Genomic DNA, 25,973 nt, shown 5'->3' with positions numbered 1-25,973 from the left:
AATCGTCGCCAGCTATATCCCTCCCTCCTCGCCGGCAATCCATGCTCCCGTCCTGCGGTTGATCCGCAGCGCGCGTGGACGGCCGCCCTTGGCAATTAGCAGCAGATCAATCGGCCTCACGTCCGTATCGCCCGGTGTCATGCCTCGCTGGTAGATTACGATTCGCTCGAACGTGTCCTCGACGAGCTGCCGCGCGCGCATGCGGCTGTCGTAATCGAGCGCAAGGGTGCCATCGACCAGCTCCGCCCACGCTTGCGCCACGTCTGGCATGTGGCGCTGACTTGCGCGACGGACTTCAACCTCGATGCGGTTTTCTTCGGAACGGGTCTGCGCGATCGCGCCCTCAAGTTCGCGTGCCTTGCGCACGAAGACAAGCGGCGTAGCGCCTCCTTCATCTGCGAGCAGTGCTTCGGTGACGCGGGCGAGTTGGCGCTCGAGATCCACGATCCGCCCGCGAGCTGCGATCAATTCGACGTGGAGAGTCTGCGCCCGGTCGTCGTTGCCCATCAACCGCGACAGATTGAACTGATCCGAGCAGTAGCTCAGGATTGCCTTCTCAACTGGGACCACGCTGCAGCTGCCGGGTATGGAGCAACGGCCGCCTATCGAGTGCCCGCAGCAGATTAGCCGACGGTGACCGTCCTGCAGGGTTCCGTCCGGCTTTTTCGCACGCCCCATCAGGTTTTGACCGACGACGGCTGATCCGCAGTAGCCGCAGTAAAGAGTCGACAAGCCGGTGATGATGCCGGGAATTTCTCCCTTGCCTTTGCGACGCTTCCGGGTCGCATTCATTGATTGAAGCTCGGCTAACTCGGTGTCGTCGATCAGCCGCGGGTAATAGTTGTGCAGACGGTATTCCTCGCCATCGAGTTCAAGCACCTTGATGCCGGCGAGGTCCGGCCGCTTGAACAATTTGTAGAGTGACGCCGAGTAATTGCCGGTATCGAACACACGGAGTCCGCGCTCGTCCAATGCCTTTACCAGACGCGTGCCGCCATATCCTGTCTTGAACAGCTGCAGGGCAACCTTGACCGCTTCAGCCCGCTCGAGCACCAGCTCGAACGCCTTGCCGTTCCATCGGGCCCAATGCGGATCCCTGCCATTGCGGATGATGCCGCGATAGGTGCCTGCAATCCACGCCTCGCATAGGCGCCGGATGGCCGCTTTGACGCGCTTGCTCTTGGTGTCGGACTCCTCGTGGGCGCGGATCATGACCAGCAGGCTGTAAACAAGGTCCATCGGCTGGGCCTTGAGACGCTCGCGGTTGTACTCGCGACCGTCGCTTGCCGTCACGACCGTGATTCCGGCATTGATGATCTGCGCGAGCTGGGCCTGTGCCTGAATCGGCTCGGCGCGGGACAGGCGGTCCAGTCCTTCGACGACCAGGACCGAACCGGGCGGGATTCGCCCGTCGCTGATCGCGGCAAGGAACGTGCCGAGAGCGCCTTGCTTGACGTGCTTTTGATGATAGGCGGATAGGCCCTCATCACGCAGCGATAGGGCGCTGTCGAGCGGAAGGCCGCGATCGGTCGCCCACTTTTCGGCGTATTTCAACTGGCGTTCTGCGCTGCTTCCCGCAGCTTGTTTTGGATCGGAGAATCGTAAGTAGCTGTATACTTTGGTGTTTTCCATCCGAATTTTGGCAATATTTATGACAATCAAGAAGTTTCCCATAGGGGAACGCAAAAGTATAGGTATGGTATCTCTCGGCTGTCCAAAGGCATTGGTCGATTCCGAACAGATACTGACGCAGCTCCGCGCGGAAGGTTATGAAACCGCCAAGTCGTACGACGGCGCCGATCTTGTCATCGTCAATACCTGCGGCTTCATTGATGCTGCGGTCCAGGAGTCGCTGGATGCCATCGGCGAAGCGCTCAATGAAAACGGCAAGGTGATTGTCACCGGTTGTCTGGGTGCCAAGAAGGATGCGGCCGGTAACGACATCATCCAGAGCGTCCATCCCAAGGTGCTGGAAGTCACCGGTCCGCATGCGGTGGGCGAGGTGATGGCAGCGGTGCACAAGCATTTGCCCAAGCCGCACGATCCGTTCATCGATCTGGTGCCGGCGCAAGGCATCAAGCTGACGCCGAAGCACTATGCGTATTTGAAAATTTCCGAAGGCTGCAATCACCGTTGCAGCTTCTGCATCATTCCATCAATGCGCGGCGACCTTGTGTCGCGCCCGATCGCCGACGTGATGCTGGAGGCGGAGAATTTGTTCAAGGCCGGCGTCAAGGAATTGCTGGTGATTTCGCAAGACACCAGCGCGTATGGCGTGGATGTGAAATTCCGTACCGGCTTCTGGAACGGCAAGCCGGTCAAGACCCACATGACGCAGCTGGTCACGGCGCTGGGCGAACTGGCCGCGCAATACGGCGCGTGGGTACGGTTGCACTATGTCTATCCGTATCCGCATGTCGATGACGTGATTCCGTTGATGGCAGAAGGAAAAATCCTGCCGTATCTGGACGTGCCATTGCAGCACGCGCACCCCGATGTGCTGAAGCGCATGAAGCGCCCCGCAAATGGCGAAAAGAATATCGAACGGATTCAGGCGTGGCGCAAGATGTGTCCCGACTTGACGATCCGCTCGACCTTCATTGCCGGCTTTCCCGGCGAGACGGAAGCGGAGTTCCAGTATCTGCTCGACTTCCTGAAGGAGGCGGAAATCGACCGCCTCGGCTGCTTTGCGTATTCTCCCGTGGAAGGCGCGACAGCAAATGCATTGCCTGATCCGGTGCCGGAAGAAGTGCGTGAGGAACGCCGCGGCCGCGTGATGGAACTGCAGGAAGAGATTTCGAAAAAACGCATGCAAGCGAAGGTCGGCGCGACCATGCGCGTCTTGATCGATGAAGTGACCCGCCAGGGTGGAGTCGCTCGGTCGGTGGCTGACGCCCCCGAGATCGATGGCGTGGTGTATGTGAAGCCACCGTACGAGCCGCATAAAAAGCTTCATGTCGGCGAGTTCGTCGAGGTCAGGGTGACGGCTGCGGATGCGCACGATTTGTGGGCGGAAGCCTGAGATGCGTTGTGTAGCACCGATTTGCGCGGCAGTCGTTGCGGTCCTGTGTATCAGCGGCGCGTCATTTGCCGCAGGTGAAGGTGCGCAAGGCAATGTGTCGGCGCATTCGCACACGGCATCCGGCGCGATGCTTGCACAGACATTTGCCAACCCGGTTTCACTTCGCGGCACGCTGGGTAGCGAACAGATTCAAATCAACCTGCGTCCGAAAGTCCCGGCCGAGGATGGCATCGAGGGTGATTATTTTGTCTTCGGCAAGTCGCAGAGAATTCTGCTGGCCGGGGAAGTCGACGGCAATGAAGTGTTGATGGAAGAGTCGGAAAACGGCACCGATGTGTCGGGTCAATGGATCGGCACGGTCGACGCCGGCACGTTCCGCGGCGACTGGCAGTCTGCCGATGGATCTGTGTCGAAGCCGTTCGCATTGAAGATCGTGCGAATCGACGACAAGTCGAAGGCGGGACAGCAGCAGGTGCGCGGCATCAAGCCGACGGCTCGCACACAACCATAAATACATACAGATGCAGATACGGAGGCGGTGTGACGGATCGGAAATCCCTGCAAACAGAACTCGTCCATAGCGATTACACACCGCCCGCCGGATTCGGCGCGTTTCCCGTCGCGATACACCACGCTTCGACGGTACTGTTCAAGAATGTCGCCGCCTTGCGTTCACGCAACTGGCAGGAAAAGACGGGCTATACCTACGGCTTGCATGGCACGCCGACGACCTTCACGCTGGAGGCGCGGCTGGCGGAAATCGAGAATGGCAAGCATTGCCTGTTGGCGCCCAGCGGCTTGGCGGCGATTGCAATGGTCGATTTCGCGCTGCTCAAAAGCGGCGATGACGTGCTGCTCCCCGATAACGTGTACAACCCGAACCGCGACATTGCACGTTGGCTGACGCAGGACTTCGGCGTGACCGCGCGTTTCTACGATCCCATGATCGGAGCGGGTATTGCCGGCCTGATTCAGCCGAATACCCGCCTGATTTGGACCGAGGCACCGGGATCGGTCACGATGGAAGTGCCGGACATTCCTGCCATTTGCAAGGCGGCCGCCGAAAAGAGCGCAGGCGGACAGAAGGTTCATGTCGCGCTCGACAACACCTGGTCGGCGGGAATCGCCTTCAACGCATTCGAGCATGGCATCGATATCGTGATGCAGGCGTTGACGAAGTACCAGTCCGGCGGCTCGGATGTACTGATGGGCGCCGTCATTACGCAGGACAAGGAACTGATTCAGCGCATTGCACTGGCGCACATGCGGCTTGGATTCGGTGTCAGTGCGGACGATGCGTATCTCGTGCTGCGCGGTTTGCCGACGATGAAATTGCGCTTCGATGCGCATGATGCGGGGGCGCGCAAGGTTGCTGCATGGTTGAAAGCGCGGCCCGAGATTGCCTGGGTGCTGCATCCGGCATTCGACGATTGTCCGGGACACGAAAACTGGAAACGCGATTTCAGCGGTGCGGGTGGATTGTTTTCCGTCATCTTCGACGCGCGTTACACGGAGGAGCAGACGGATCGCTTCATCGATAGCCTGAAGCTGTTCAAGATCGGTTACAGCTGGGGCGGGCCGGGCAGCTTGTGCGTGCCTTACCGCATCCAGAGCATGCGGAAAAACTGGACAGATCAAGGGCAACTGCTGCGCTTCAATATCGGCCTGGAGGATCCGGCCGATCTGATTGCAGATATCGAGCAGGTTTTTTCGGCTTTATAGAAAGCAGCCTGCCGCTATGTCGGCATGGGTTTGTTGTCGTTCAGATCAACCATGCCCTTGATAAGTCGATAGGCTTTCCAGATCCATGCTCCCGCCCATACCAGATAGGCGAGCGGAATGCCGACGATGGTGATGAACAGGATGCCGCCCGCCACCATCCAGAAGAAATACCACCAGAAGGATCGTATCTGCCAGCCGTGATGGCTGTAGACGAACGTGCCGGCCGCGTCGTCGCGCTTGACGTAGTTGAGGATCAGCGGAATCCAGGAAAAGGCGCCCAGCGAAAATATGAAGCTGATCCCGTGCGCTATGTACAACCACCATGCAAGGTTTTTGACAGATTGCAACTTCATGTCGAGTACCAGTTCCTGGGCCATGCAATGCCTCCAATTGATTGGTGGTTCGCGGTCGGGATTATTCGAACAATGGCAAGATGCCGTCGAGCCCGACAAAGTTCAAGGCCACGTCGGCTTGCGCGCGCACAACCGGCTTTGCTCGGAATGCCACCGACATGCCGGAAATGTCCATCATCTTCAGATCATTGGCGCCGTCGCCCATGACGATCGCTTGTTCTGGGGTAATGCCAAGCTCGGAACAGACGCGTTCGACCGTGCTTTTCTTTTCGTCGGCATCAACGATGCCACCAAGCACTTTGCCGGTGAGCTTGCCGTCAACGATTTCAAGCACGTTCGAATGCGTGAAATCCAGTCCAAGCCGCGTCTTCATCCGATCGGTAAAGAAGGTGAAGCCGCCTGACACCAGCAGCGTCTTCAAACCGGCCGCCTTGATGGCATTCAACATGTTTTCCGCGCCTGGCGAAAGATGCAACCGCTCGTCGTAGACGCGCTGCAATGCCGATGCATCCAGACCCTTCAGTAGCGAGACGCGCCGCGTCAGGCTTTCGCGAAACTCGATTTCGCCGCGCATGGCCGCTTCGGTAATCTCCGCGACTTGCGGCTTCAATCCCTGCATGTCGGCGATCTCATCGATGCATTCGATGGTGATCAGCGTGGAGTCCATGTCCATTGCAACCAGCTTGAAGTCGGACAGCTTGCGGCCGCTCTCGATGAAAGTGCCATCCAGTTTGGCGGCGAAACATTCCGCATCGATTTTTTCCTTCAGCACCGGCGACCATGCGACGTCTTCGCAGCGATACGCGTTGGAGTGAAGAGGGATGAGGCGCTTTGCATCCGCCATGCCGGCAATGCGTTCAATGGTGGACCGGTCGGTTGCCAGTCCTTGCAAAATCAGATTCATTATCAGGCTGCTCGATGCAGTTTATTCAATTATCAAAAACGGTTTCTATGCCACCAGCGAGCGGATCGTCGCCTTCACCTGCGAGACGCGGGCAGCAAGGTCCGGCATGCTGACTGCGATGCGCAGCTTGTCCTGCCCATGAAGCTTGATGTGGCGGTTCTTCTGGACCAGGTCGATGATGCGCATCGCGTCGATCGGTGGATTCGGCTGGAACTGCAGCACTGCCGATTCGGTGTGGGCGTCGATTTTAACAATTCCGATCGGCTTGGCGGCGACGCGCAAGCGATGCGTTTCGATCAGCGCCTTGACCGGCTCCGGCATCTTGCCGAATCGGTCGATCAATTCTTCCTGCATATCGTCGATGCTGTCCTGCGTTTCGCAGTTGGCCATGCGCTTGTAGAGCGAAAGGCGCTCGTGTACGTCGCCGCAGAAATCGTTGGGGAGCAGCGCCGGCACATGCAGATTGATTTCGGTCGTGGTGGAAAGGGGCGCGGCCAGATCGGGTTCCTTGCCGTTCTTGAGCGAGCGCACGGCTTCGTTGAGCATGTCGGAATACAGCTGGAAACCGATCTCCAGCATTTCGCCCGACTGGTTCTCGCCCAGCACTTCGCCCGCACCGCGGATTTCCAGGTCGTGCATGGCGAGGTAGAAGCCGCTGCCCAGCTCTTCCATCTGCTGGATTGCGTCCAGCCGGCGTTGCGCCTGCTTCGTCAGTCCCTGTACGTCGTGCACCAGCAGGTAGGCATACGCCTGGTGATGCGAACGGCCGACGCGGCCGCGCAACTGGTGCAATTGTGCAAGACCGAACTTGTCGGCGCGGTGCATGATGATGGTGTTGGCGGTAGGGACGTCGATGCCGGTTTCGATGATCGTCGTGCATAACAGGATGTTGAAACGTTGCGCGACGAAATCGCGCATGACTTTTTCCAGATCGCGCTCGTGCATCTGGCCGTGCGCGACCGCGATGCGTGCTTCGGGCAGCAGCTCTTCCAGCATTGCCTTGCGGTTCAGGATGGTTTCCACTTCGTTGTGGAGGAAGTACACCTGGCCGCCGCGTTTCAATTCACGCAGACAGGCTTCGCGGATGATCGATTCGCCTTCGCTGCGCACGAATGTCTTGATGGCAAGGCGCTTCTGCGGTGCGGTGGCGATGATCGAGAAGTCGCGCAATCCTTCCAGCGCCATGCCGAGCGTGCGCGGGATCGGCGTCGCGGTCAGCGTGAGCACATCGACTTCGGCGCGCAGCGCCTTCAATGTTTCCTTCTGCCGCACACCGAAGCGGTGTTCCTCGTCGATGATGACCAGTCCGAGGCGGGAAAATTTCACGTCGTCCGACAGCAGCTTGTGCGTGCCGATCACGATATCGATCGTGCCGTCACCCATGCCCTTGATCGCTTGCGTGACTTCCTTGCCGGTACGAAAGCGCGACAGTTCCGCGATCCTGACCGGCCAGTCCGCGAAGCGGTCGGCGAAGGTTTGCGCGTGCTGTTCAGCCAGCAGCGTGGTCGGCGCGAGGATCGCTACTTGTTTGCCGCCCATGACCGCCACGAATGCGGCGCGCAGCGCGACTTCGGTCTTGCCGAAGCCGACGTCGCCGCAGATCAGGCGGTCCATCGGTTTACCGCCGGTCATGTCCTTGATCACGGCATTGATCGCGGCGCTTTGATCGGCGGTTTCCTCGAAGCCGAAACTCTCCGCAAATGCCTCATAGTCGCGAGCCGAATACTGGAATGCATGCCCCTGGCGCAGCGCGCGGCGCGCATAGAGATTGAGCAATTCGGCCGCCGTGTCGCGAATCTGTTGCGCGGCACGGCGCTTGGCCTTGTCCCACTGGCCGGATCCGAGCGCATGCAAGGGGGCGTCTTCGGGCGATGCGCCGGAATAGCGCGAGATGACGTGCAGCTGCGACACCGGCACATACAGCTTGGTTTCCTTGGCGTATTCCAGGTGCAGGAATTCCGTCTCGCCTTCCCCGAGGTCCATGCTGAGCAGGCCGACGTAGCGGCCGATGCCGTGATTGACGTGCACCACCGGGTCGCCGATCTTGAGTTCCGACAGGTCGCGCACCATCGACTCGACCTGCGTGACCGATTCTTGCTTGCGTCGTCCCGCGCGGCGGCCCGAGCCTGCGTACAGTTCGGTTTCGGTGATGAATGCCAGATTGCCGAGATCGGCGCTCAGTTCGAAGCCGGCATGCAGTGGCGCGACGCCCAGCATCAGCTTTGCCGAGGCGGTCACGAAATCGGCATAGCCGTCGCACACGGCGAGCGGCAGGTCGAAATCATTGAAATACTGCTGCAGTGTCTCGCGCCGTCCGTTGGATTCTGCGCAGATCAGCACGCGCTTGCCGGTTTGCAGCAGGTAGGAACGCAGATTGACGAGCGGATCGTCTACACGTCGGTTGACGGCGATGTTCGGAATCGGTGCGGATATTTCAGACGCAAGCTCGCCTTGCTGAATCACCCAGCGTCCATAAGGCTTGGCAAGCGTGAAAAAATCCTCGTCCTTCAGAAACAATTCTTCCGGCGCCAGCAGGGGGCGCTCGCGGTCCGCCTTCAAGAACTTGTAGCGCGACTGCGTATCGCTCCAGAAGCGCTTGATCGTGCTGTCGATATCGCCGACCAGGGCGAACGTGGTTTCCTCCGGCAGGTACTGGAACAGCGTCGCCGTCTCTTCGAAAAACAGCGGCAGATAGTATTCGATCCCCGCGGACGCAATGCCGTTGCCAATGTCCTTGTAGATGGAGGACTTGGTCGGATCGCCTTCGAACACTTCGCGCCAGCGGCCGCGAAATGCGGTGCGCGCGGCTTCGTCCATCGGGAATTCGCGGCCCGGCAACATCCGCACTTCCCTGACCGGATACAGGGAACGCTGCGTATCCGCATCGAAGGTGCGGATGGTTTCGATCGTATTGCCGAACAGGTCGATGCGGTAAGGCAGCGCAGAGCCCATCGGAAACAGGTCGATCAATCCGCCGCGCACCGAATATTCGCCGGGTGACATGACCTGCGTCACGTGGGTATAGCCCGCCAGCGTCAGCTGCGACTTGAGGCGTGCCTCGTCCAGTGTTTCGCCTTGTTTGAAAAAGAAGGTGTACGCGGCGAGGAACGATGGCGGAGCCATGCGCAGGAGTGCCGTGGTCGCCGGCACGATCAGCACGTCGCACTGGCCGTTGCGGATTTCATGCAGGGTCGCGAGCCGCTCGGACACCAGGTCATGGTGCGGGGAAAACGCGTCGTAAGGCAATGTTTCCCAGTCCGGCAACAGGTTGCAGCGCAGCTCTGCGCCATCCTTGTTGGCGAACCACGGAATTTCCGCCAGCAGTCGCTGCGCGTCGGTCGCGTTGGCGACGACGACGGCCAGCATGCGATGCTGCGATTTCAATTCGATGGCTGCCTGTGCCAGCGCAAAGGCGTCGGCCGAACCGTGCACAGCGGGCAGGGCGAAGCGATTGCCTGGTTTGGGAAGGGATTTTTTCAGGTCAAATGACATCGGGGGAGGGCGGTCGGAGCGCCGCGTTTGCACCCCGATTGGCGATGGAAATCAAGATGCGATTATAAACGATGCCCTCCCGGCCAGCCGTTGAAGGGGGAACCTTCGCGTATCATTGCGTATTCGTCGCACGTCCATCTCGAATTGCAAAAAAACAATGAGTTTGCCCCGTCATTTCGCTCTTATCCCCGCTGCCGGCGTCGGTGCGCGCCTTGGGGCCGGGTATCCGAAACAGTATCTGCCGATTGCGGGCAAGCCGATGGTGCTGCACGTGCTGGAAACGTTCGCCTCGTCGTCGGCGATTGCGCATGTGTTTCTGGTGGTGAGCGCGGAGGATGGCTATATCCGCGATGCGCTGGCGGCGGTGCCGCACCTCGCCGGGCGCGTCACGGTGATCTACAACGGCGGCGCGACCCGGCAGCAGTCGGTGCTGAATGGCCTTCACGCAATACGAGAACAGGCGGGCGATGACGATTGGGTGCTGGTGCATGATGCGGCTCGTCCCGGTTTGACAGTTGAGTTGATCGACCGCCTTGTGGATGCACTGCGGGATGATCCGGTTGGCGGCATCCTGGCGCTGCCCGTGGTCGATACGCTCAAGCGTGCGGCCCGAGATGTCCGCATTGAAAACACCGTGTCGCGTGAAGGATTGTGGGCTGCGCAGACACCGCAGATGTTTCGCTATGCATTGTTGCGACGCGCACTGGAGCAGCCGGCCGAAGTGACCGACGAGGCCAGCGCGGTCGAGGCCATGGGCTTGCAACCGAAGCTGGTCGAAGGCAGCCCGCGCAACTTCAAGGTAACCCTGCCGCACGATATCGCGCTGGCGGAACTGTATCTGAAAGGAATCGCATGAACGTCACGTCCACTCCACCATTTCGAATCGGGCAAGGCTACGACTGCCACACCCTTGTTCCGGGCAGAAAACTCATCATTGGCGGTGTGAGCATCCCGCATGCAACGGGGCTGCTGGGGCATTCCGATGCCGACGTGTTGCTGCATGCGGTGACCGATGCGATTCTCGGTGCGGCGGGCCTGGGCGATATCGGACGACATTTTCCCGACACCGATCCGCGCTTTGCGGGCGCGGATTCGCGCGTGCTGTTGCGCGAAGCGTGCAAGCGGGTGCGCGAAGCCGGTTACCTGATCGGCAATGTGGATGCGACCATCATCGCGCAGGCGCCGAAAATGGCGCCGCACATTCCGCTGATGGCGGCAAACATCGCTGTCGATCTGGATGTGGCGCAAGCGCAGATCAACATCAAGGCCAAGACGAACGAGAAACTCGGCTTTCTTGGGCGCGAGGAGGGTATTGCGACGGAGGCGATTGCGCTGCTTTATCGCGCATAGTGCGGCGTGACGTCAGCCGCCGCCAATGCCTTGAATGATGACGCCGGTGCCTTCGCAGGTCGGGCACTCCTTGCCACCCTCGATTTTCCCGCTGCCGCTGCATGTCGGACAGATGTCTTCGCCGGTGCCGGGCGTGCCCGGCAGCGCTTCATCTCCAGGCTTGAGATGGTTCGGCGGATCGTTTGACGCACCTGACGCTGGCAAATTCATGTGACCTCCTGAGGAAACATTCGGCATGGCATGACCGTCCATGCCGATGACCAATCCATTCAACCAGGTAGATTGATGAATCGCCGCGAAGTTCGCCACTGTTGCCGGTGGCGTTCAAGCTGGTCACTGTCTTTTACACGCTCAATTCCAGTACTTTTCTGCTGACGTCGAGCGTGACATCGCGCTGCTCCCCAAGTGCCACCATGCGATGGCTTTCGAGTTGCTGGAGGACCTCGTCGATGTTTCCCGAGCCAAGCTTGTAGTCGGACAGGCGGGTTTTCACGCCCATCTGCTCGAAGAAATCCTGCGTGCGCTTGATGGCTTCGTCGATGCGTGCATCCTCGGTACCAGCGGTGATGTTCCAGATGCGTTCGGCGTATTGAAGCAGCTTCGCGCGCTTGCTTTCCTTGCGCACACGCAGCATGCCGGGCAGCACGATTGCCAGCGTTTGCGCGTGATCCAGTCCGTACAGTGCGGTGAGTTCATGCCCGACCATGTGCGTTGCCCAATCCTGCGGCACACCGGCGCCGATCAGGCCGTTCAGTGCCAGCGTGGCGCACCACATGATGTTGGCGCGCACATCGTAATCCTCCGGGTTGGCCAGCGCCTTCGGACCTTCCTCGATCAGGGTCAGCAGCAAGCCTTCGGCGAAGCGATCCTGCACCGGCGCATTGACCGGATAGGTCAGGTACTGTTCCATGATGTGCGCGTAGGCATCGACCACGCCGTTGCCGATTTGCCGCACGGGCAACGTGAAGGTTTTGGCCGGGTCGAGGATGGAAAACTTCGGAAATACCAGCTGGCTCGAAAACGCCATCTTGGCCTTGAGCGATTTGCGCGTGATCACCGAGCCGTTGTTCATTTCCGAGCCGGTGGCCGGCAAGGTGAGAATTGTGCCGAAGGGCAGCGCCTGCTTGATGTTCCTGCCGCGCGTTTCAAGAATTGCCCAAGGCTCGCCTTCGAAATTCGCCGCTGCGGCGACAAACTTGGTACCGTCGATCACGGAACCGCCGCCTACCGCCAGAAGGAAATCCAGTTTTTCCTCGCGCACGATTTCAACCGCCCGCATCAAGGTTTCGTAACTGGGGTTGGGCTCGATGCCGGGAAATTCCTTGACGGTACGGCCAGCCAGCGCGGCCATGACTTCGGCAAATACGCCGTTGCTCTTGATACTTCCGCCACCGTACAACACCAGCACGCGGGCATCTGCCGGGACGACTTTGTTCAAGTCGGCAATTCTGCCTTTGCCGAAAAGAATTTGCGTCGGATTATAGAAATCGAAATTCAGCATGGCATACCTTTCGTCATCGTATTCTTGGGAAGTGAAACGAAGCGCTGTTCGTTGCAAATGGTGACTGTAGCCCAAATGGCATGTCGGTGCAGCAGGGCGGTTCGCTTGTTGATCGTTCGCCATGCTGAAGGGTGGGGAAAGCCCTGCGCAGAAGATTCAGGCTCTTTCTGCGGCTGCAATGCGTCGTTTGCCACCGGGGATGATGATTTCGATCATCAAGCCATGTGGTTTGCGATTGGAAAGGCGAAGCTGTCCGCCGTGGCGCTTTACGACGCGATCGACAATCGCCAGACCCAGACCGGCACCGTTGGCCTGGCTGCGAGCGACGTCCATGCGGGTGAAAGGACGGACCAGCCGTTCCATATCTGAATCCGGTATGCCGGGACCGCGATCGGCGATCTGGATATGTACCTGATCCGCATCGACACGGCACGTGATGTCGATTTCGATTGTTTCCTTGTCCGGCATCTTGCCGTAGCGGCGTGCGTTCTCGACGAGATTGTTGATCACGCGCTGCAAATCGGTGGGGTTGCCGAAGACCTCCGCATTGGCGGTGATGACGGTGTTGACCTGAGTATCCGGCAGACGCGACGCTTCCCGCGCACTGTCGGCGAGCAGGCCGCTGACATCGATCAGGGTGAAATTCGCGGTATCTGTCGGCCGTGCGTAATCCAGGAATTGCGCGATGATCGCATCCATCTGGCCGAGGTCGGATTGCATGCCGGTACGGGCTTCGTCAGGCAGTTTCGCCATTTCGACTTCCAGCTGCATGCGCGCCAGTGGTGTGCGCAAGTCATGCGAGATACCGGCCAGGATGATGGCGCGGTCGGACTCGACCTGATTGAGATCGCGGACCATTTGATTGAAGCTGTGGTTGGCTTCGCGGATTTCGGTAGGACCTCTTTCCGGCAACGGATCCGGCTGCTGCCCTTTCGCGATGGCGCGCGTGGCGCTGGTCAGGCGCGCGAGCGGTTGGTTGATGAGGCGCGAAATGAACACGGCACCCAGCAGTGCCAGGATCAGCGTGATCGTGCCCCATCCGAGCCATTGGATGCCCGAGACGCGTTCGATGCGCTCGCGGTCCAGCCTCAGCCAGTATTCGTCGTCTTCGATCATGAAGCTGACCCAGAAACCGGCCACATCGTTGACGCTGCCCGCGAACTTGGTGTCGCTGCCGAGGCGCGCCTTCACGCTGTCTTTCAGCACGGGCAGCAGGGTGCTGTCTGGTAATGGCTCGACGACGTCGGTCTTTTCCAGGGGATAGATGCGGATGCCCTCGTTGCTGGCGAGATCGAACAGCAATTCGCGCCGCAGGTCAGGCGCGGAATGGGTCAGCGCGGCGCGGGTAACGGTGACGATGGAAATGACCTGCGCCGCCAGTTGCTGCGCGCGCGGCGTGCGTTCCACGATGCTGATGCTCGCCACCCATGCAGCCATGCTGGCGGTGATGAGAAACGCCAACAGGAAGAAGGTGCGCCAGAAGAGGCCGCTGCGCAGCCAGTTGAGGCGATTTCGGTGGATGGGCATCTCGTGATTTGTTCCGCAGATTTATTGCATAAGAAGCGATGAACGCCACGCCGATACGGCGTCAAGGATGCGCGCAAGTCAGCGCGAGTTCGTCACATTCTATTGCAACGATCTTGCGGCACAGGGTATCGCAGGTGCGCAAGGCGCAGGCGGTTCATGCAATTCAGCGCGGTTGCCCTTCAGGGATGAACACGTAGCCCAGTCCCCACACGGTCTGAATGTAGATCGGGTTGGACGGATCTGGCTCGATCAGTTTTCGCAGACGGGAAATCTGCACATCGAGACTGCGGTCGAATACTTCGTACTCTCGTCCGCGCGCAAGTTCCATCAGTTTCTCGCGCGAAAGCGGTTGTCGCGCATGACGCGCAAACACTTTCAGCACCGAAAACTCACCCGTTGTCAGGGAAATCGTGTCGCCATGCTTTTTCAGCGTGCGGGTACCCAGGTCCAAAAGAAAATCGCCAAACTGGAAAGTTTGCGGCGTTTCCGACGGCGCACCGGGAATCTCGTCCGGCCCCTTGCGGCGCAGCACGGCGTTGATGCGGGCAACCAGTTCGCGTGGATTGAACGGTTTGGGCAGGTAGTCGTCCGCGCCCATTTCGAGTCCAACGATGCGGTCCACGTCCTCGGCCTTGGCGGTCAGCATGATGATTGGCGTCTGATCGCCGGCACCGCGCAGCCGCCGGCAAATCGACAGGCCATCCTCGCCGGGCAGCATCAGGTCCAGCACCAGCAGGTCATAGCGCTCGCGGATCCAGAGCTTGTTCATCGCCTGCGCATTCTCCGCAGTCACGACGTTGAATCCCTGTTCGGCCAGATAGCGCCTGAGCAGATCGCGCAGACGCAAGTCGTCATCGACCACCAGAATGCGCGCCTGATGACCGCTGGCGGTTTGGGATGGGGGAGGATTGCTTGTCAGATTTGTCGTATTCATAGCGCTATGGTAACGTCAGAAAAACCGGCGGCAATGACCATGATGAAAAGCATTACAAAGTGTTACAAACTTTACCTTAATCAGGTTATCGCATCGCACAATGCGACATACACTTTGTTATCACCCTTCGAACCTGAGATGTATATAGATGAAATCCGGCGCGGCATCAATGCAGGAAGTAATTTCATGCTTCGCGGAAATGCAGTTATGAAAATGGGATTCAAGCCAATCGCCATCTCCTTGCTGATGATTTTAGGCATGGGCGGTGTGTTCGCGCAAACGAAGCAGGCTGTAGAGGTCGGCCGTCACGACCGCGATGCGGGGCGGATGTATTCTGTTCAGCTGCTCACCGACAAGGGGGCGCATGGCGGCGAGCAGCAAGCGCAACGCGCCAACGACCGCCGCGGGAGAGAATCCGGCAATCCTGAAAACAGCGGGTTCGGCTCACTTGGCGATAATTTTTCGAATCAGAATAACGCCTATGATTCACAGCGCAAGCAAGGCAAGATGTCGCCGGAGGAACGCCGCGCGCTGCGCCGCCAGATCGACGAAGCGGGGCACGATATTTACGCGCCGAGGCGCTAACTCTTTGCAAGGCCTCGCTGCCTTCGCGAATCAATCCTTGCCACGCTTGCGCGAACGCCGGGCAGCAAGATTCACCGTCAACTTTCCCAACTGCCTGTAGAGCGCACCGAAGCGCTTGTTCCAGTCGCCTACCGCGCGATATTGCTTCATGGCGGTCGCCACATCGCCGCGCGCGATCGGGCCAGTCAATGCTTCCGGCGGGCCCAGGCGGAAAACATTCTCCACCGTTTCCTTGACCAGCGGCTCCATCAATTTGAGTGCGACGTCCCGGGGGATGCCGGACTTTTCGTAGGCTTGCTGTGCGACATCAAGCAGGGTCACCAGGTAATTGCTGGCAAACACCGCGGCGGAGTGATAAATGATCTTGAAGTCCGCATCAAGCGCTACCAACTGCCCCCCGATGGCCGAAAAGGCTTCCGTTAACTGGTTGATTGCATTCGCATCGCCTTCTGCGCCGCACCAGGTCCCTGCAAATGTTTGTACTACCTGATTTGGCGAAGCGAAGCTGCGAATCGGATGGATGCTGGCGACGGACGCGCCGCATCTGATCGCGGCTTTCAATTCCGTCGAGCGCAGTGCGCCGCTGCAATGGAACACGACCGTACCAGGCGTCAGCCATCCCGCGTCGGCCAGCGCTTCGCAGCAAGCCGCAATCTGATCGTCAGTCGCTGCAATCATGTAGATGTCGGATCGCCGCAGGTCGGCATACTCCGCAACCGGGCGGCCGTTGCCGATGAAGGAAACGGCGCGCTGCGCGCTCTCGAACGAACGGTTCAGCACATCCTGAACGATAAAGGTTTCGTTCAAATGCCATAAGCGGCCGAGCGTCTTGCCGACATTGCCGCAACCGACAATACTTAGTGTCTTGCGCACGACGCAGCCCTTTCCCCGCCAGGGGGTGACAAGATGTCCGGTGCTTGTGTTTTACCCGACATGGTTTGATCGGACTGCGTGCCATTCCTGTTTGAGCAGCGAGTAGCAGTGCAAGTCATGGAAGCGGCCGGACCAGAATGCCTGCTCGCGATGCACGCCTTCGAAGCGAAAACCGAGGCGGGTCGCCAGTCCGATCGAAGCGGTATTGTCGGGATGCGGTTCCGCCTGCACGCGATGCAATTGCAAATCCTCAAATCCATAGTCGAAGATCGCGGTCAGCGCTTCGCGCATATAGCCTTGCGCACAGCAATCCTGTGCGATTTCATAGCCGGTCAGGCAGCTCTGCCAAAATTTGTTCCAGGCGAAAAATCCGCACGTGCCGATCAGTCGTCCGTCATGCTTTCGCTCAAGCCCCCATCGCAGCCCTGTGCCGGTAGTCATTAGCGCTGCGTACCATTCCAGGATATGGTCGACTTGCGATCGCTCGGTGAGCGGGTCGTTGCCGGACCAGCGCATCCAGTCCGCGTCAGAATTGAGCCTGAACAGCTCATCGACGTCGGAGTTCACGATTTGCCGCAAGCGCAGGCGTTCGGTGAGGAGCAGGGGGAAAGGTTGACTCATCATTTCAGCCCACTGACCTGGGCGTAACGGCGATGACGTCAGTGTAAATCAATTCTCGAACTTTACCGCCGGGCCGGTTTCCCAGTATTCGCCCTCGGTCGGATGCGTCTTGCGGCTCGCCATGCCGCGGGACTGGAACAGCGGATGCGCAAGCGCCTCGTCCGCGCGCAGGATCGGCGTGACGCAGCAGTCAGCGGAAGCAAAGATTTTCGTCCATTCGAACAGGGATTTTTCCGCAAACATCCGGTCGAGTTCCGTTTTCACGGTCATCGCATCGTCGCCGCCGATTTCCTGGCCAAGGCTCCAATGCCTGTCCTTCAGATCCGGACGACCCAATACATCGCAGCATGCCTGCCAAAATTTCAGTTCGAGCGCGCCGACTGCCATGAAGCGGTCATCGCTCGTGCGGTACACGTTGTAGCAGGGCACGCCGCCGGTCAGCAGGTCGCGTCCCGGCGCAGCCGGACGGCCGAAATTGTTGACCGCCACCAGAGGCATGATGTTGTGCGCAAACACGGCATCCGTCATCGACACATCAACGAAGCGTCCGAGGCCGCTGCTTCTTGCTCCAATCAGCGCGGCAAGAATGCCTTGCACCGCGGTTTGCGCGCCGCCGAGCAAATCGCCGATCTGCAGGTTGGGCAATGCCGGCACGCCGTCCGGGCCGACGTTCTGCTCCAGCATGCCGGCATAGCCGATGTAGTTGATATCGTGGCCGGCCAGATGCGCGAACGGACCGTTGCGGCCATAGCCGGAAATGGCACACATGACGAGTTTCGGATTGCGTTGCTTCAGGATATTCCAGCCGACTCCGAACTTGTCCATCACGCCGGGGCGGAAGCTTTCGACCACGACATCGGCCGTTTCGGTCATGCGCAGGAATTCCTCGCGTTGCGCAGAGTCCTTGAGGTCGAGCCGGATGCATTGCTTGCCGCGATTGACGGCGATGAAGAATTGCGACACTTCATGCCGCACATGTCCCATCGTACGCGCGTAGTCGCCGACGCCGGGATCCTCGATCTTGATGACTTTGGCACCCATATCCGCCAGATGCATCGTGGCGACAGGACCTGGAAGCAGGCGGGTCAGATCAAGAACGCGAATGCCGGCGAGGGGTTTTCCGGCTGGCTGTACGGCTCCGGAATAGGCGCTTTCCTCATTGCCGTGAATGTCCTGAACATTTGCCATATGCAATCCTCCAAGCATGTGCCACCACGAGCGTCGCTCCGTCGAACGCGACCATTCAGCGCTGAGTGAAGTCTTGCGGACCAGGTGCAGCGGCCCTCCCGACTTCGACGAACTTCATGCAGTCAGTTGTTCCAGCGCCTCATGTTGCTCCAGCCATTCGCTCTCCATCTGCTCAAGCTCCCTTGCGATATACGCCTGATCCAGAATCAAGGCCTTGAGTTCTTCCTTGTTTGCATCATCGTAAATCGCCGGATCGGCCAGCCTGGCATCCACCGTTTCCTTGCGCGCATTCAGCTTTGCCATTTGCTCGTCCAGCCGCTTGATGCGGGACTCGATCGGTTTCCTGCGGCTCGACAGGCGCTGCCGTTCCTCTGCTTCGAGACGGCGGCGTTCCTGCTTGTCCTCCCGTGAAGCGGGATTTGTCGGCGTTTTGTCGTTGCCTTCTTTCGCAGGAAGTGGCGCGTCGGTCTTGTTCAGCTTGGTCTTGAACAGCCAGTCGCGATAGTCGTCCAGGTCGCCGTCGAAAGGCTGCAGCCTGCCGTCGGCAACGATGATGAATTGATCCGTGGTTGCGCGCAGCAAGTGCCTGTCGTGCGAGACGAGAACCAGCGTTCCCTCGAATTGCGCCAGGGCCATCGTCAGCGCCTCCCGCGTTTCGAGGTCCAGATGGTTGGTCGGTTCGTCCAGCAGCAGGAGATTGGGCCGCTGCCAGACAATCAGGGCCAGCGCGAGACGCGCTTTCTCGCCGCCGGAAAACGGTGCGATCTTGCTCGTCACCATCTCGCCGCCGAAATTGAAGCCACCCAGGAAATTGCGCAGTTCCTGCTCGCGCACATTCGGCGCAATGCGCGCGAGATGCCAGAGCGGCGATTCGTCGTGGCGCAGCATTTCCACCTGATGCTGGGCGAAGTAACCGATCGACAGGCCCTTGCCCAGGCGGGCGTCGCCGGCCAGCGGCTTGAGCTCGCCCGCAACGGTTTTGATCAAGGTCGATTTGCCCGCGCCGTTCACGCCCAGCAGGCCGATACGCTGCCCTGTCTGGAGCGAAAAATTGATGCCCGAGACGATCGTCTTTTGCATCTCTTGCGCGCCGCCGTTCTCCGCAATCAAATAACCTGCGTTGACGTCTTCCATCACGAGCAGGGGATTCGGCGCGCTCAAGGGCTCGCGGAACTCGAACGAAAATTCCGCAGCGGCGCGTAGCGGTGCCAGTTCTTCCATCTTCGCCAGCATCTTCATGCGGCTTTGCGCCTGCTTTGCCTTGGATGCCTTGGCCTTGAAGCGGTCGATGAAGGATTGCAGATGCGCGCGCTGGCGCGACTGCTTTTCAAATGCTGCCTGGCTCAATGCCATCTGGGTCGCGCGCTGCTGCTCGAACGAGGTGTAGTTGCCCGTGTAACGCTTCAGCTTGCGGTCGTCGATATGGACGATCACGTTGACCACGCCATCGAGAAAATCGCGATCGTGCGAAATGATGATGAGTGTGCCCGGATAACGTTTGAGCCAGTCTTCAAGCCAGATGATCGCGTCGAGGTCGAGGTGATTGGTCGGCTCGTCAAGCAGGAGCAGATCGGACGGGCACATCAAGGCTTGCGCCAGGTTGAGGCGCATGCGCCAGCCGCCGGAAAAGCTCGCCACCGGCTGCTGCATCTGCTCCAGCGAAAATCCCAGACCGGTCAGCAACTGCTCGGCGCGCGAGCGCACGGTGTAGGCGTCCGCATCGCCCAATGCAACGTGCAGTTCCGCGATGCGGGTGCCGTTGGCATCGCTCTCGGGATGACTTTCCAATTGCGCCAGTTCCGCTTCCAGCTTGCGCAAGTTGGCGTCGCCATCGATGGCATATTCGAGCGCAGGACGATCGAGTGCAGGCGTTTCCTGCGCCACGTAGGCCATGCGCCATTTCGCGGGGAAATCGATCTCGCCCTGATCCGCGTGCAACTCGCCGCGCAACACCGCGAACAGACTTGACTTGCCTGCGCCGTTCGCGCCGATCAGCCCGATCTTGTCGCCGGGATTGAGCGTGAGGTCCGCGCTGTCGAACAACGGCTTCACACCGCGCATCAGGCTGACTTGCTGAAAACGAATCATGGCTGTTTCAACTTGTCGGCCGTCAGCAGGAAGACCATGTCGTCGCCGGCGCTGGTCGACAGCCAAGTCAGGTCAAGGTCTGGAAATGCCGCTTCCGCGAATTCCCGTTCGTTGCCGATTTCGACAATCAGCACGCCTTGTCTGGTCAAACGCTGAGCCGCGCCCGCGATGATCTTGCGCACCAGATCCATGCCGTCAGTGCCGCCTGCCAGCGCAATTTGCGGCTCGTGCAGATATTCCTGCGGCAGCTTGCCCATCGAGCCGGCGTTGACGTACGGCGGATTGCTGATGATCAGGTCGTACTTCTTGTCCGGCACCTTCGCATACAGGTCCGATTCGATCAGGTTGATGCGCCCCGCGAGGTGATAGTCCTCGACATTGCGCCGGGCCACGGCCAGCGCGTCGGCGGAAATATCGACTGCATCGACCTGCGCATTGGGAAATGCGTCGGCCAGCATGATTGGCAGGCAGCCGGAACCGGTGCAGAGTTCGAGAATGTTCGTTACCGTTTCCGGGAGGTCGACCCATGGTGCGAATTGTTCAGGGATCAGTTCGGCAATGAAAGACCGCGGCACGATCACGCGTTCATCCACGTAGAAGCGATAATCGCCCAGCCAGGCTTCGTTGGTGAGATAGGCGGCTGGCACGCGTTCGGTCGCGCGGCGCTCGATCACCTTCAAAACGGCATCGATTTCTTCCGGCAGCAATCTGGCATCGAGAAACGGCTCGAGTTTGTCGAGTGGCAATGCGAGCGTGTGCAGCAGAAGATACGCGGCTTCATCGAAGGCATTGCTGCTGCCATGGCCGAAAAACAGCTTGGCTTGATTGAATCGGCTGACTGCGTAGCGAAGCAGGTCGCGCAGGGTGGAGAAATTGGCTGTGCTCATGAGGTGCATTCAGAATGTGTCATTCCGAGCGCCGGGATTTCTCGCTGCACTCGGAATGACAATAAGCGGGTGGTTCAATGTGTCGGCAAGGAGCTTACGTCAACAGGTTTTCCAGCGTACGACGGTAGATGTTTTTCAACGGATCGATGAAGCGGATTTCGATATGCTCGTCGATCTTGTGGATGCTGCCGTTCGGCGGGCCGAACTCGATGACTTGCGGACAAATTTGTGCGATGAAACGACCATCGGAGGTACCGCCCGTGGTTGACAGCTCGGTATCGATCCCGGTTTCCGCCTTGATCGCCGCGCTGAGTGCTTCACTGAGATTGCCGCGTGGGGTAAGGAAAGGCAATCCGCCTACCGTCCACTTCAGTCCGTACTCGAAGCCGTGTTTGTCCAGAATCGCATGGACCCGCTTTTGCAAGTCCTCCACCGTGCTGGCGGTGGAAAAACGGAAGTTGAAGTCGATCACGACTTCACCTGGGATGACGTTCGATGCACCGGTGCCGCCATGAATGTTCGACATTTGCCATGAGGTCGGCAGATAGTATTCGTTGCCCTCGTCCCATTTTTCCGCAACCAGCTCCGCCAGTGCCGGCGCTGCCAGATGGATCGGGTTCCTTGCCAGCTGCGGATAGGCGATGTGGCCTTGAATGCCCTTGACGGTCAGCCGACCCGACATCGTGCCGCGGCGGCCATTCTTGATCATGTCGCCCAGTTGCTCCGCCGAGGTCGGCTCGCCGACGATGCAGTAATCGAGTTGTTCACCGCGCTCCTTCAACTTGTCGCACACGATGACCGTGCCATCGACGGCGGGTCCCTCTTCGTCGCTTGTAACGAGAAAGCCGATAGAGCCCTTGTGATCCGGATGCGCGGCGGTGAATTCCTCGACCGCAACAACCATTGCCGCAATCGAGGTCTTCATGTCGGCAGCGCCGCGGCCATAGAGCTTGCCATCACGATGCGTCGGCTTGAACGGATCGGATTGCCACTGCTCGCGCGGACCGGTCGGCACGACGTCCGTATGGCCGGCAAAGACGATCAGCGGCTGCGCAGTGCCTTTGCGCGCCCACAGGTTCGTGACGTCGCCGGACTGCACGGTTTCGCATTGGAAGCCGAGCGGCGACAGCAGTTCGATCAGCCGTTGCTGGCAACCTTTGTCTTCCGGGGTCACTGAGGACAGGGAAATCAATTCTTCGGTGAGCGCGAGGGTTTTGCTCATGGATTACTTCTTGAAAATCTGTTGGTAGGTGTCGGCGGAGAATCCGACATGCGTGCCGCTGTCATGCGAGAGGACGGGGCGCTTGATGACGGATGGCGATTCGAGCATCAGCTCGGTCGCGCTTCGTGCATCGACGACGGATGCCTTGCGATCATCGGAAAGCGCGCGCCAGGTCGTGCCTTTGCGGTTCACCAACACATCCCACGCGACATCGGCAAGCCAGCCTTTGATGGTATCGCTGTCGAGCCCGGCTTTCTTGAAATCGTGAAAAGCGTAGTCGACACCATTTGCATCCAGCCATGTGCGCGCCTTCTTCACCGTGTCGCAATTCGGGATGCCGTAAAGAGTCATTGTCATCGTGTCATACGTTGAGTGTGAATTCGGTAAATGTCGGGCCGTCATCCTTGTTGTCCTCGGGCTCCGCCTGGGTTTTCTTGCTCGCCTCGGCATTGTTGAGGAGCCAGTAGAGATTGGTGGCGGAATCCGCGTTGGCCAGGGCTTCTTCCTGCGTAACCACGCCAGCCTGGATCAACTGCATCAAGGCCTGTTCGAAAGTCTGCGAGCCCGGCGACATGCTTTTTTCGATCGCTTCCTTGATCTGGCTGATTTCACCTTGCTCCATCAATTCCGCGATATGGCGCGTATTCAGCAGTACCTCCACCGCAGCCCGGCGTCCCTGATCCTTGGCGAGCACCAGGCGTTGCGACACGATTGCCTTGATCGTGACTGCCAGGTCAGACAGCAGCGACGGGCGGGTTTCCAGCGGATAGAAATTAATGATGCGGGTCAACGCCTGATAGCTGTTGTTCGCATGCAGTGTCGCGACGACGAGATGGCCTGACTGCGCATAGGCCAGCGCATTCGACATCGTTTCCTTGTCGCGAATCTCGCCAATCAGAATGCAGTCCGGCGCTTGCCGCAACGCATTCTTCAGCGCGACTTTCAGGCTTTCCGCATCGGTGCCGATTTCGCGCTGATTCACGAGCGACTTCTTGTTAGTGAACAGGAATTCGATCGGGTCTTCCAGCGTCAAGATGTGTCCCGACTTCATCGCGTTGCGGTGATCCAGCATTGCGGCAATCGTGGTCGATTTGCCGGAACCTGTTGCGCCGACGACAAGCACCAGTCCGCGCTTTTCCATGATGATGTCGGCCAGCACAGGCGGCACATGCAGGTCGGCGAGGCGCGGAATGTCGCCCGGGATGTAGCGGAACACTGCCGACACGCTGCCGCGCTGGCGAAAGGCCGACAGCCGGAAGCTGCCGACCCCTTTCACCGGGATGCCAAGATTGAGCTCGTTGTCCCGTTGCAATTGCTCAAGCTGCGCCGCCGTCACAACTTCGGCCAGTAGCGCCTTGATGGTCGCATCGTCCATCTTCTGCTGGTTGATCGGCAAAACATGACCGTTCATCTTGATATGGATCGGGGAGTTCGCCGTCAGAAACATGTCCGACGCCTTTTTGTCCTTCATCAGCTGGAACAAGCGATCCATTGCCATTACGCACTCCCAAGGAAAGAGGAACGAAACAACTCAATGCATACAATGCGTGGGACGATCAGGCGTCGCGCAGCAATTCATTGATGCCGGTCTTGGCGCGGGTCTTGGCATCGACACGCTTGACGATCACGGCACAGTACAAGCTGTATTTGCCATCCGCCGAGGGCAGGCTGCCGGAGACCACGACCGAGCCGGCCGGAATGCGACCATAGCTGACTTCGCCGGTTGCACGGTCGTAGATCTTGGTCGATTGGCCGATGTAGACGCCCATCGAAATCACGGAATTTTCCTCGACGATCACGCCTTCGACGATTTCGGAACGGGCGCCGATGAAGCAGTTGTCCTCGATGATGGTCGGGTTGGCCTGCATCGGTTCCAGCACGCCGCCGATGCCGACGCCGCCGGACAGGTGAACGTTCTTGCCGATCTGTGCGCAGGAACCAACGGTGGCCCAGGTATCAACCATCGTGCCTTCATCGACATAGGCGCCTATGTTGACGTAGGAAGGCATCAATACGACGTTCTTGCCGATGAAGCTGCCGCGGCGCGCCACGGCGGGCGGCACGACGCGGAAGCCGCCCTTGGCAAAGTCTTCCGCCGTGTAGTTGGCGAACTTGGTGGGAACCTTGTCGTAGAACTGCATGCTGCCATCGGCCGGCATCGGCACGTTGTCTTCCAGACGGAAGGACAGCAGCACTGCCTTCTTGATCCACTGGTTGACGACCCAGTTGCCGCTGTCCTTCTGCGCCACGCGCAGCGTGCCCTGATTGAGCTGCTCAAGCACATGCGCAACTGCATCGCGGACCTCTGCCGGAGCAGACTTGGGGGAATAGTTGGCGCGGTCTTCCCATGCCTGGTCGATGATCTGTTGAAGTTGTTGGGTCATTTGAGACTCGTTAAGTGAAATGATCAGGAAAGTTTCTTTGTGAATTCGACAATGCGGCGCGCGGCTTCAAGGCACTCGTCTACCTCGGCCACCAGTGCCATGCGGATGCGGTTTTGCCCGGGATTAAGGCCGTGCGCTTCACGCGCAAGGTAGCTGCCCGGCAATACCGTGACATTATATTCAGCGTACAGGCGTCTGGCGTACTCGGTATCGGAGATAACGGCGTTCCTGTCGACCTTTGCCCACAGATAAAAACCGGCATCCGGCAGCTGGACATCAAGCACTTCCTGCAGCATCGGCGTGATTTGCGTGAATTTTGCGACGTATTTCGCGCGGTTTTCCGCCACATGTTCTTCGTCACGCCATGCGGCGACTGAAGCGGCCTGCACGGAAGGACTCATGGCGCTGCCATGGTAGGTGCGGTAAAGCAGGAATTTTTTCAGGATGTCGGCATCACCCGCGACAAAGCCTGAGCGCATGCCCGGTACATTCGAGCGCTTCGACAGGCTGGAAAAGGCGATCAGACGCGGATAGCCGGTTCGCCCGAGTTTGTGCGCCGCCTCAAGTCCACCCAGCGGCGCTTCGGACTTGAAATAGATTTCTGAATAGCACTCGTCCGCTGCGATGACGAACCCGTAACGGTCTGACAAGTCAAACAGCTCTTTCCAGTCCTCCAGCGTCAGCACCGCGCCGGTCGGATTGCCGGGCGAACAGATGTAAAGCAGTTGCACATTTGGCCATACGTCGGCCGGGACGGTCTTGAAATCGGGGGCGAAATTGCGGGCCGGATCGGAGTTGACGAAATACGGTTGCGCGCCGGCCAGGTAAGTTGCGCCCTCATAGATCTGGTAGAACGGATTGGGGCACATCACCAATGCACCCGGCACCGGATTCACGATGGTTTGCGCGAGAGAGAACAACGCTTCCCGCGATCCGTTTACCGGCAGGATTTGCGTGGCGGCATTGAATTTTGGCAAACCATAGCGCCGTTCCAGCCAGCCGGCAATCGCGGAACGCAAGGCATCGGAGCCGGCCGTTGTGGGGTAGTTCGCCAGACCGTTCAGATTGTCGGCCAAGGCTTTCTGGATGAATGCCGGAGTCGGATGTTTTGGTTCGCCGATACCCAAGCTGATTGCCTTGTAGGCATCATTCGGCTTGATGTCGGAAAAGAGCTGTTTCAGCTTTTCGAAAGGGTAGGGTTGAAGCTTGTCGAGTAGCGGATTCACTTGGAATTTGGGGGCGAATGGGTGTCAAAAGGCCAAAGGCAGAATTATACCGTTCACCCCCTTGCAGCGCCTGCGGCAATCATGCGGGACGTGA

24 protein-coding genes are annotated in these 25,973 nt (G+C 59.1%); 6 read left to right on the top strand and 18 right to left on the bottom strand.

What is annotated here, in order from left to right; translation table 11 throughout:
* Positions 1-12: 12 nt before the first annotated feature.
* A complete protein-coding gene (locus D3870_RS09620) occupies positions 13-1,662 on the bottom strand; it encodes a recombinase family protein (RefSeq protein ID WP_340638439.1) in 1,650 nt (549 codons plus the stop codon).
* Between D3870_RS09620 and rimO the strand changes: the two genes are divergently transcribed.
* The 3 genes from rimO to D3870_RS09605 are packed head-to-tail and all read left to right on the top strand — an operon-like array spanning position 1,652 to position 4,744.
* Positions 1,652-3,022, top strand: a complete 1,371-nt coding sequence (gene rimO, locus D3870_RS09615) for a 30S ribosomal protein S12 methylthiotransferase RimO (protein ID WP_119738626.1) — start codon at positions 1,652-1,654, stop codon at positions 3,020-3,022. The two genes, D3870_RS09620 and rimO, sit on opposite strands and share 11 nt — an antisense overlap.
* Before the next feature lies 1 nt (position 3,023).
* Entirely contained in the window at positions 3,024-3,533 is a 510-nt protein-coding gene (locus D3870_RS09610) for a hypothetical protein (RefSeq protein WP_119738624.1), read from the top strand.
* A gap of 29 nt (positions 3,534-3,562) precedes the next feature.
* The gene (locus D3870_RS09605) at positions 3,563-4,744 is read left to right on the top strand and encodes a cystathionine beta-lyase (protein ID WP_119738622.1); all 1,182 of its coding nucleotides are present in this window, start codon (positions 3,563-3,565) and stop codon (positions 4,742-4,744) included.
* Positions 4,745-4,758: 14 nt separating this feature from the next.
* Here the strand turns inward: D3870_RS09605 and D3870_RS09600 are convergent, their stop codons facing one another.
* From D3870_RS09600 to mfd, 3 genes are read right to left on the bottom strand one after another with little or no spacing between them, the layout of a single operon-like run.
* Complete coding sequence (locus tag D3870_RS09600; RefSeq protein ID WP_119738620.1) at positions 4,759-5,121, bottom strand: DUF4870 family protein; 363 nt, start codon at positions 5,119-5,121, stop codon at positions 4,759-4,761.
* A gap of 37 nt (positions 5,122-5,158) precedes the next feature.
* Positions 5,159-6,001 (bottom strand): phosphoserine phosphatase SerB, encoded by an 843-nt coding sequence (gene serB / locus D3870_RS09595; protein ID WP_119738618.1) that lies wholly within the window; start codon positions 5,999-6,001, stop codon positions 5,159-5,161.
* Positions 6,002-6,046: 45 nt separating this feature from the next.
* Complete coding sequence (gene mfd / locus D3870_RS09590) at positions 6,047-9,493, bottom strand: transcription-repair coupling factor (RefSeq protein ID WP_119741912.1); 3,447 nt, start codon at positions 9,491-9,493, stop codon at positions 6,047-6,049.
* 157 nt (positions 9,494-9,650) lie between these two features.
* Between mfd and ispD the strand changes: the two genes are divergently transcribed.
* Entirely contained in the window at positions 9,651-10,349 is a 699-nt protein-coding gene (gene ispD / locus D3870_RS09585) for a 2-C-methyl-D-erythritol 4-phosphate cytidylyltransferase (RefSeq protein ID WP_119738616.1), read from the top strand.
* Complete coding sequence (gene ispF, locus D3870_RS09580) at positions 10,346-10,843, top strand: 2-C-methyl-D-erythritol 2,4-cyclodiphosphate synthase (RefSeq protein WP_119738614.1); 498 nt, start codon at positions 10,346-10,348, stop codon at positions 10,841-10,843. The genes ispD and ispF overlap by 4 nt, the downstream gene beginning before the upstream one ends.
* A 12-nt stretch (positions 10,844-10,855) precedes the next feature.
* On the opposite strand, the gene D3870_RS09575 is transcribed toward ispF, so the two are convergent.
* The 4 genes from D3870_RS09575 to ompR form a co-directional block, all read right to left on the bottom strand.
* Positions 10,856-11,053 carry a hypothetical protein gene (locus tag D3870_RS09575; protein WP_119741910.1) on the bottom strand — a complete coding sequence of 66 codons (198 nt, stop codon included), beginning with the start codon at positions 11,051-11,053 and terminating at the stop codon, positions 10,856-10,858.
* 133 nt (positions 11,054-11,186) lie between these two features.
* The gene (yqhD, locus tag D3870_RS09570; protein WP_119738612.1) at positions 11,187-12,344 is read right to left on the bottom strand and encodes an alcohol dehydrogenase; all 1,158 of its coding nucleotides are present in this window, start codon (positions 12,342-12,344) and stop codon (positions 11,187-11,189) included.
* 156 nt (positions 12,345-12,500) lie between these two features.
* Positions 12,501-13,871, bottom strand: a complete 1,371-nt coding sequence (locus D3870_RS09565) for an ATP-binding protein (protein WP_119738610.1) — start codon at positions 13,869-13,871, stop codon at positions 12,501-12,503.
* A 163-nt stretch (positions 13,872-14,034) separates the two neighbouring features.
* A complete protein-coding gene (gene ompR, locus D3870_RS09560; protein ID WP_119738608.1) occupies positions 14,035-14,805 on the bottom strand; it encodes an osmolarity response regulator transcription factor OmpR in 771 nt (256 codons plus the stop codon).
* 39 nt (positions 14,806-14,844) lie between these two features.
* Here ompR and D3870_RS09555 point away from each other — a divergent pair, with 39 nt between their 5' ends.
* A complete protein-coding gene (locus tag D3870_RS09555; protein ID WP_147375760.1) occupies positions 14,845-15,390 on the top strand; it encodes a hypothetical protein in 546 nt (181 codons plus the stop codon).
* 30 nt (positions 15,391-15,420) lie between these two features.
* Here D3870_RS09555 and D3870_RS09550 read toward each other — a convergent pair whose 3' ends face one another.
* From D3870_RS09550 to dapC, 10 genes are all read right to left on the bottom strand, one after another.
* Positions 15,421-16,263, bottom strand: coding sequence for a Rossmann-like and DUF2520 domain-containing protein (locus tag D3870_RS09550; protein WP_119738604.1), 843 nt, complete (start codon positions 16,261-16,263; stop codon positions 15,421-15,423).
* 51 nt (positions 16,264-16,314) lie between these two features.
* A complete protein-coding gene (locus D3870_RS09545) occupies positions 16,315-16,884 on the bottom strand; it encodes a GNAT family N-acetyltransferase (protein ID WP_119738602.1) in 570 nt (189 codons plus the stop codon).
* Positions 16,885-16,932: 48 nt separating this feature from the next.
* Positions 16,933-18,072, bottom strand: a complete 1,140-nt coding sequence (locus tag D3870_RS09540) for a CaiB/BaiF CoA transferase family protein (protein WP_119738601.1) — start codon at positions 18,070-18,072, stop codon at positions 16,933-16,935.
* Between the two features lie 114 nt (positions 18,073-18,186).
* A complete protein-coding gene (locus D3870_RS09535; RefSeq protein ID WP_119738599.1) occupies positions 18,187-20,160 on the bottom strand; it encodes an ATP-binding cassette domain-containing protein in 1,974 nt (657 codons plus the stop codon).
* The gene (gene prmB / locus D3870_RS09530) at positions 20,157-21,047 is read right to left on the bottom strand and encodes a 50S ribosomal protein L3 N(5)-glutamine methyltransferase (protein WP_119738597.1); all 891 of its coding nucleotides are present in this window, start codon (positions 21,045-21,047) and stop codon (positions 20,157-20,159) included. The genes D3870_RS09535 and prmB overlap by 4 nt, the downstream gene beginning before the upstream one ends.
* Positions 21,048-21,141: 94 nt before the next feature.
* The gene (gene dapE, locus D3870_RS09525) at positions 21,142-22,269 is read right to left on the bottom strand and encodes a succinyl-diaminopimelate desuccinylase (RefSeq protein ID WP_119738595.1); all 1,128 of its coding nucleotides are present in this window, start codon (positions 22,267-22,269) and stop codon (positions 21,142-21,144) included.
* A 3-nt stretch (positions 22,270-22,272) separates the two neighbouring features.
* Positions 22,273-22,626 carry an ArsC family reductase gene (locus D3870_RS09520; RefSeq protein WP_119738593.1) on the bottom strand — a complete coding sequence of 118 codons (354 nt, stop codon included), beginning with the start codon at positions 22,624-22,626 and terminating at the stop codon, positions 22,273-22,275.
* Between the two features lie 4 nt (positions 22,627-22,630).
* Complete coding sequence (locus tag D3870_RS09515; RefSeq protein WP_119738591.1) at positions 22,631-23,767, bottom strand: PilT/PilU family type 4a pilus ATPase; 1,137 nt, start codon at positions 23,765-23,767, stop codon at positions 22,631-22,633.
* A 58-nt stretch (positions 23,768-23,825) separates the two neighbouring features.
* Positions 23,826-24,653, bottom strand: a complete 828-nt coding sequence (gene dapD, locus D3870_RS09510) for a 2,3,4,5-tetrahydropyridine-2,6-dicarboxylate N-succinyltransferase (protein ID WP_119738589.1) — start codon at positions 24,651-24,653, stop codon at positions 23,826-23,828.
* Between the two features lie 23 nt (positions 24,654-24,676).
* Complete coding sequence (gene dapC, locus D3870_RS09505) at positions 24,677-25,879, bottom strand: succinyldiaminopimelate transaminase (protein WP_119738587.1); 1,203 nt, start codon at positions 25,877-25,879, stop codon at positions 24,677-24,679.
* Between the last annotated feature and the right edge of the window lie 94 nt (positions 25,880-25,973).

The sequence above is a fragment of the Noviherbaspirillum cavernae genome, assembly GCF_003590875.1.
GTDB classification, from domain to species: Bacteria; Pseudomonadota; Gammaproteobacteria; order Burkholderiales; family Burkholderiaceae_D; genus Noviherbaspirillum; species Noviherbaspirillum cavernae.
This window is presented reverse-complemented; position numbering and strand designations above follow the sequence as displayed.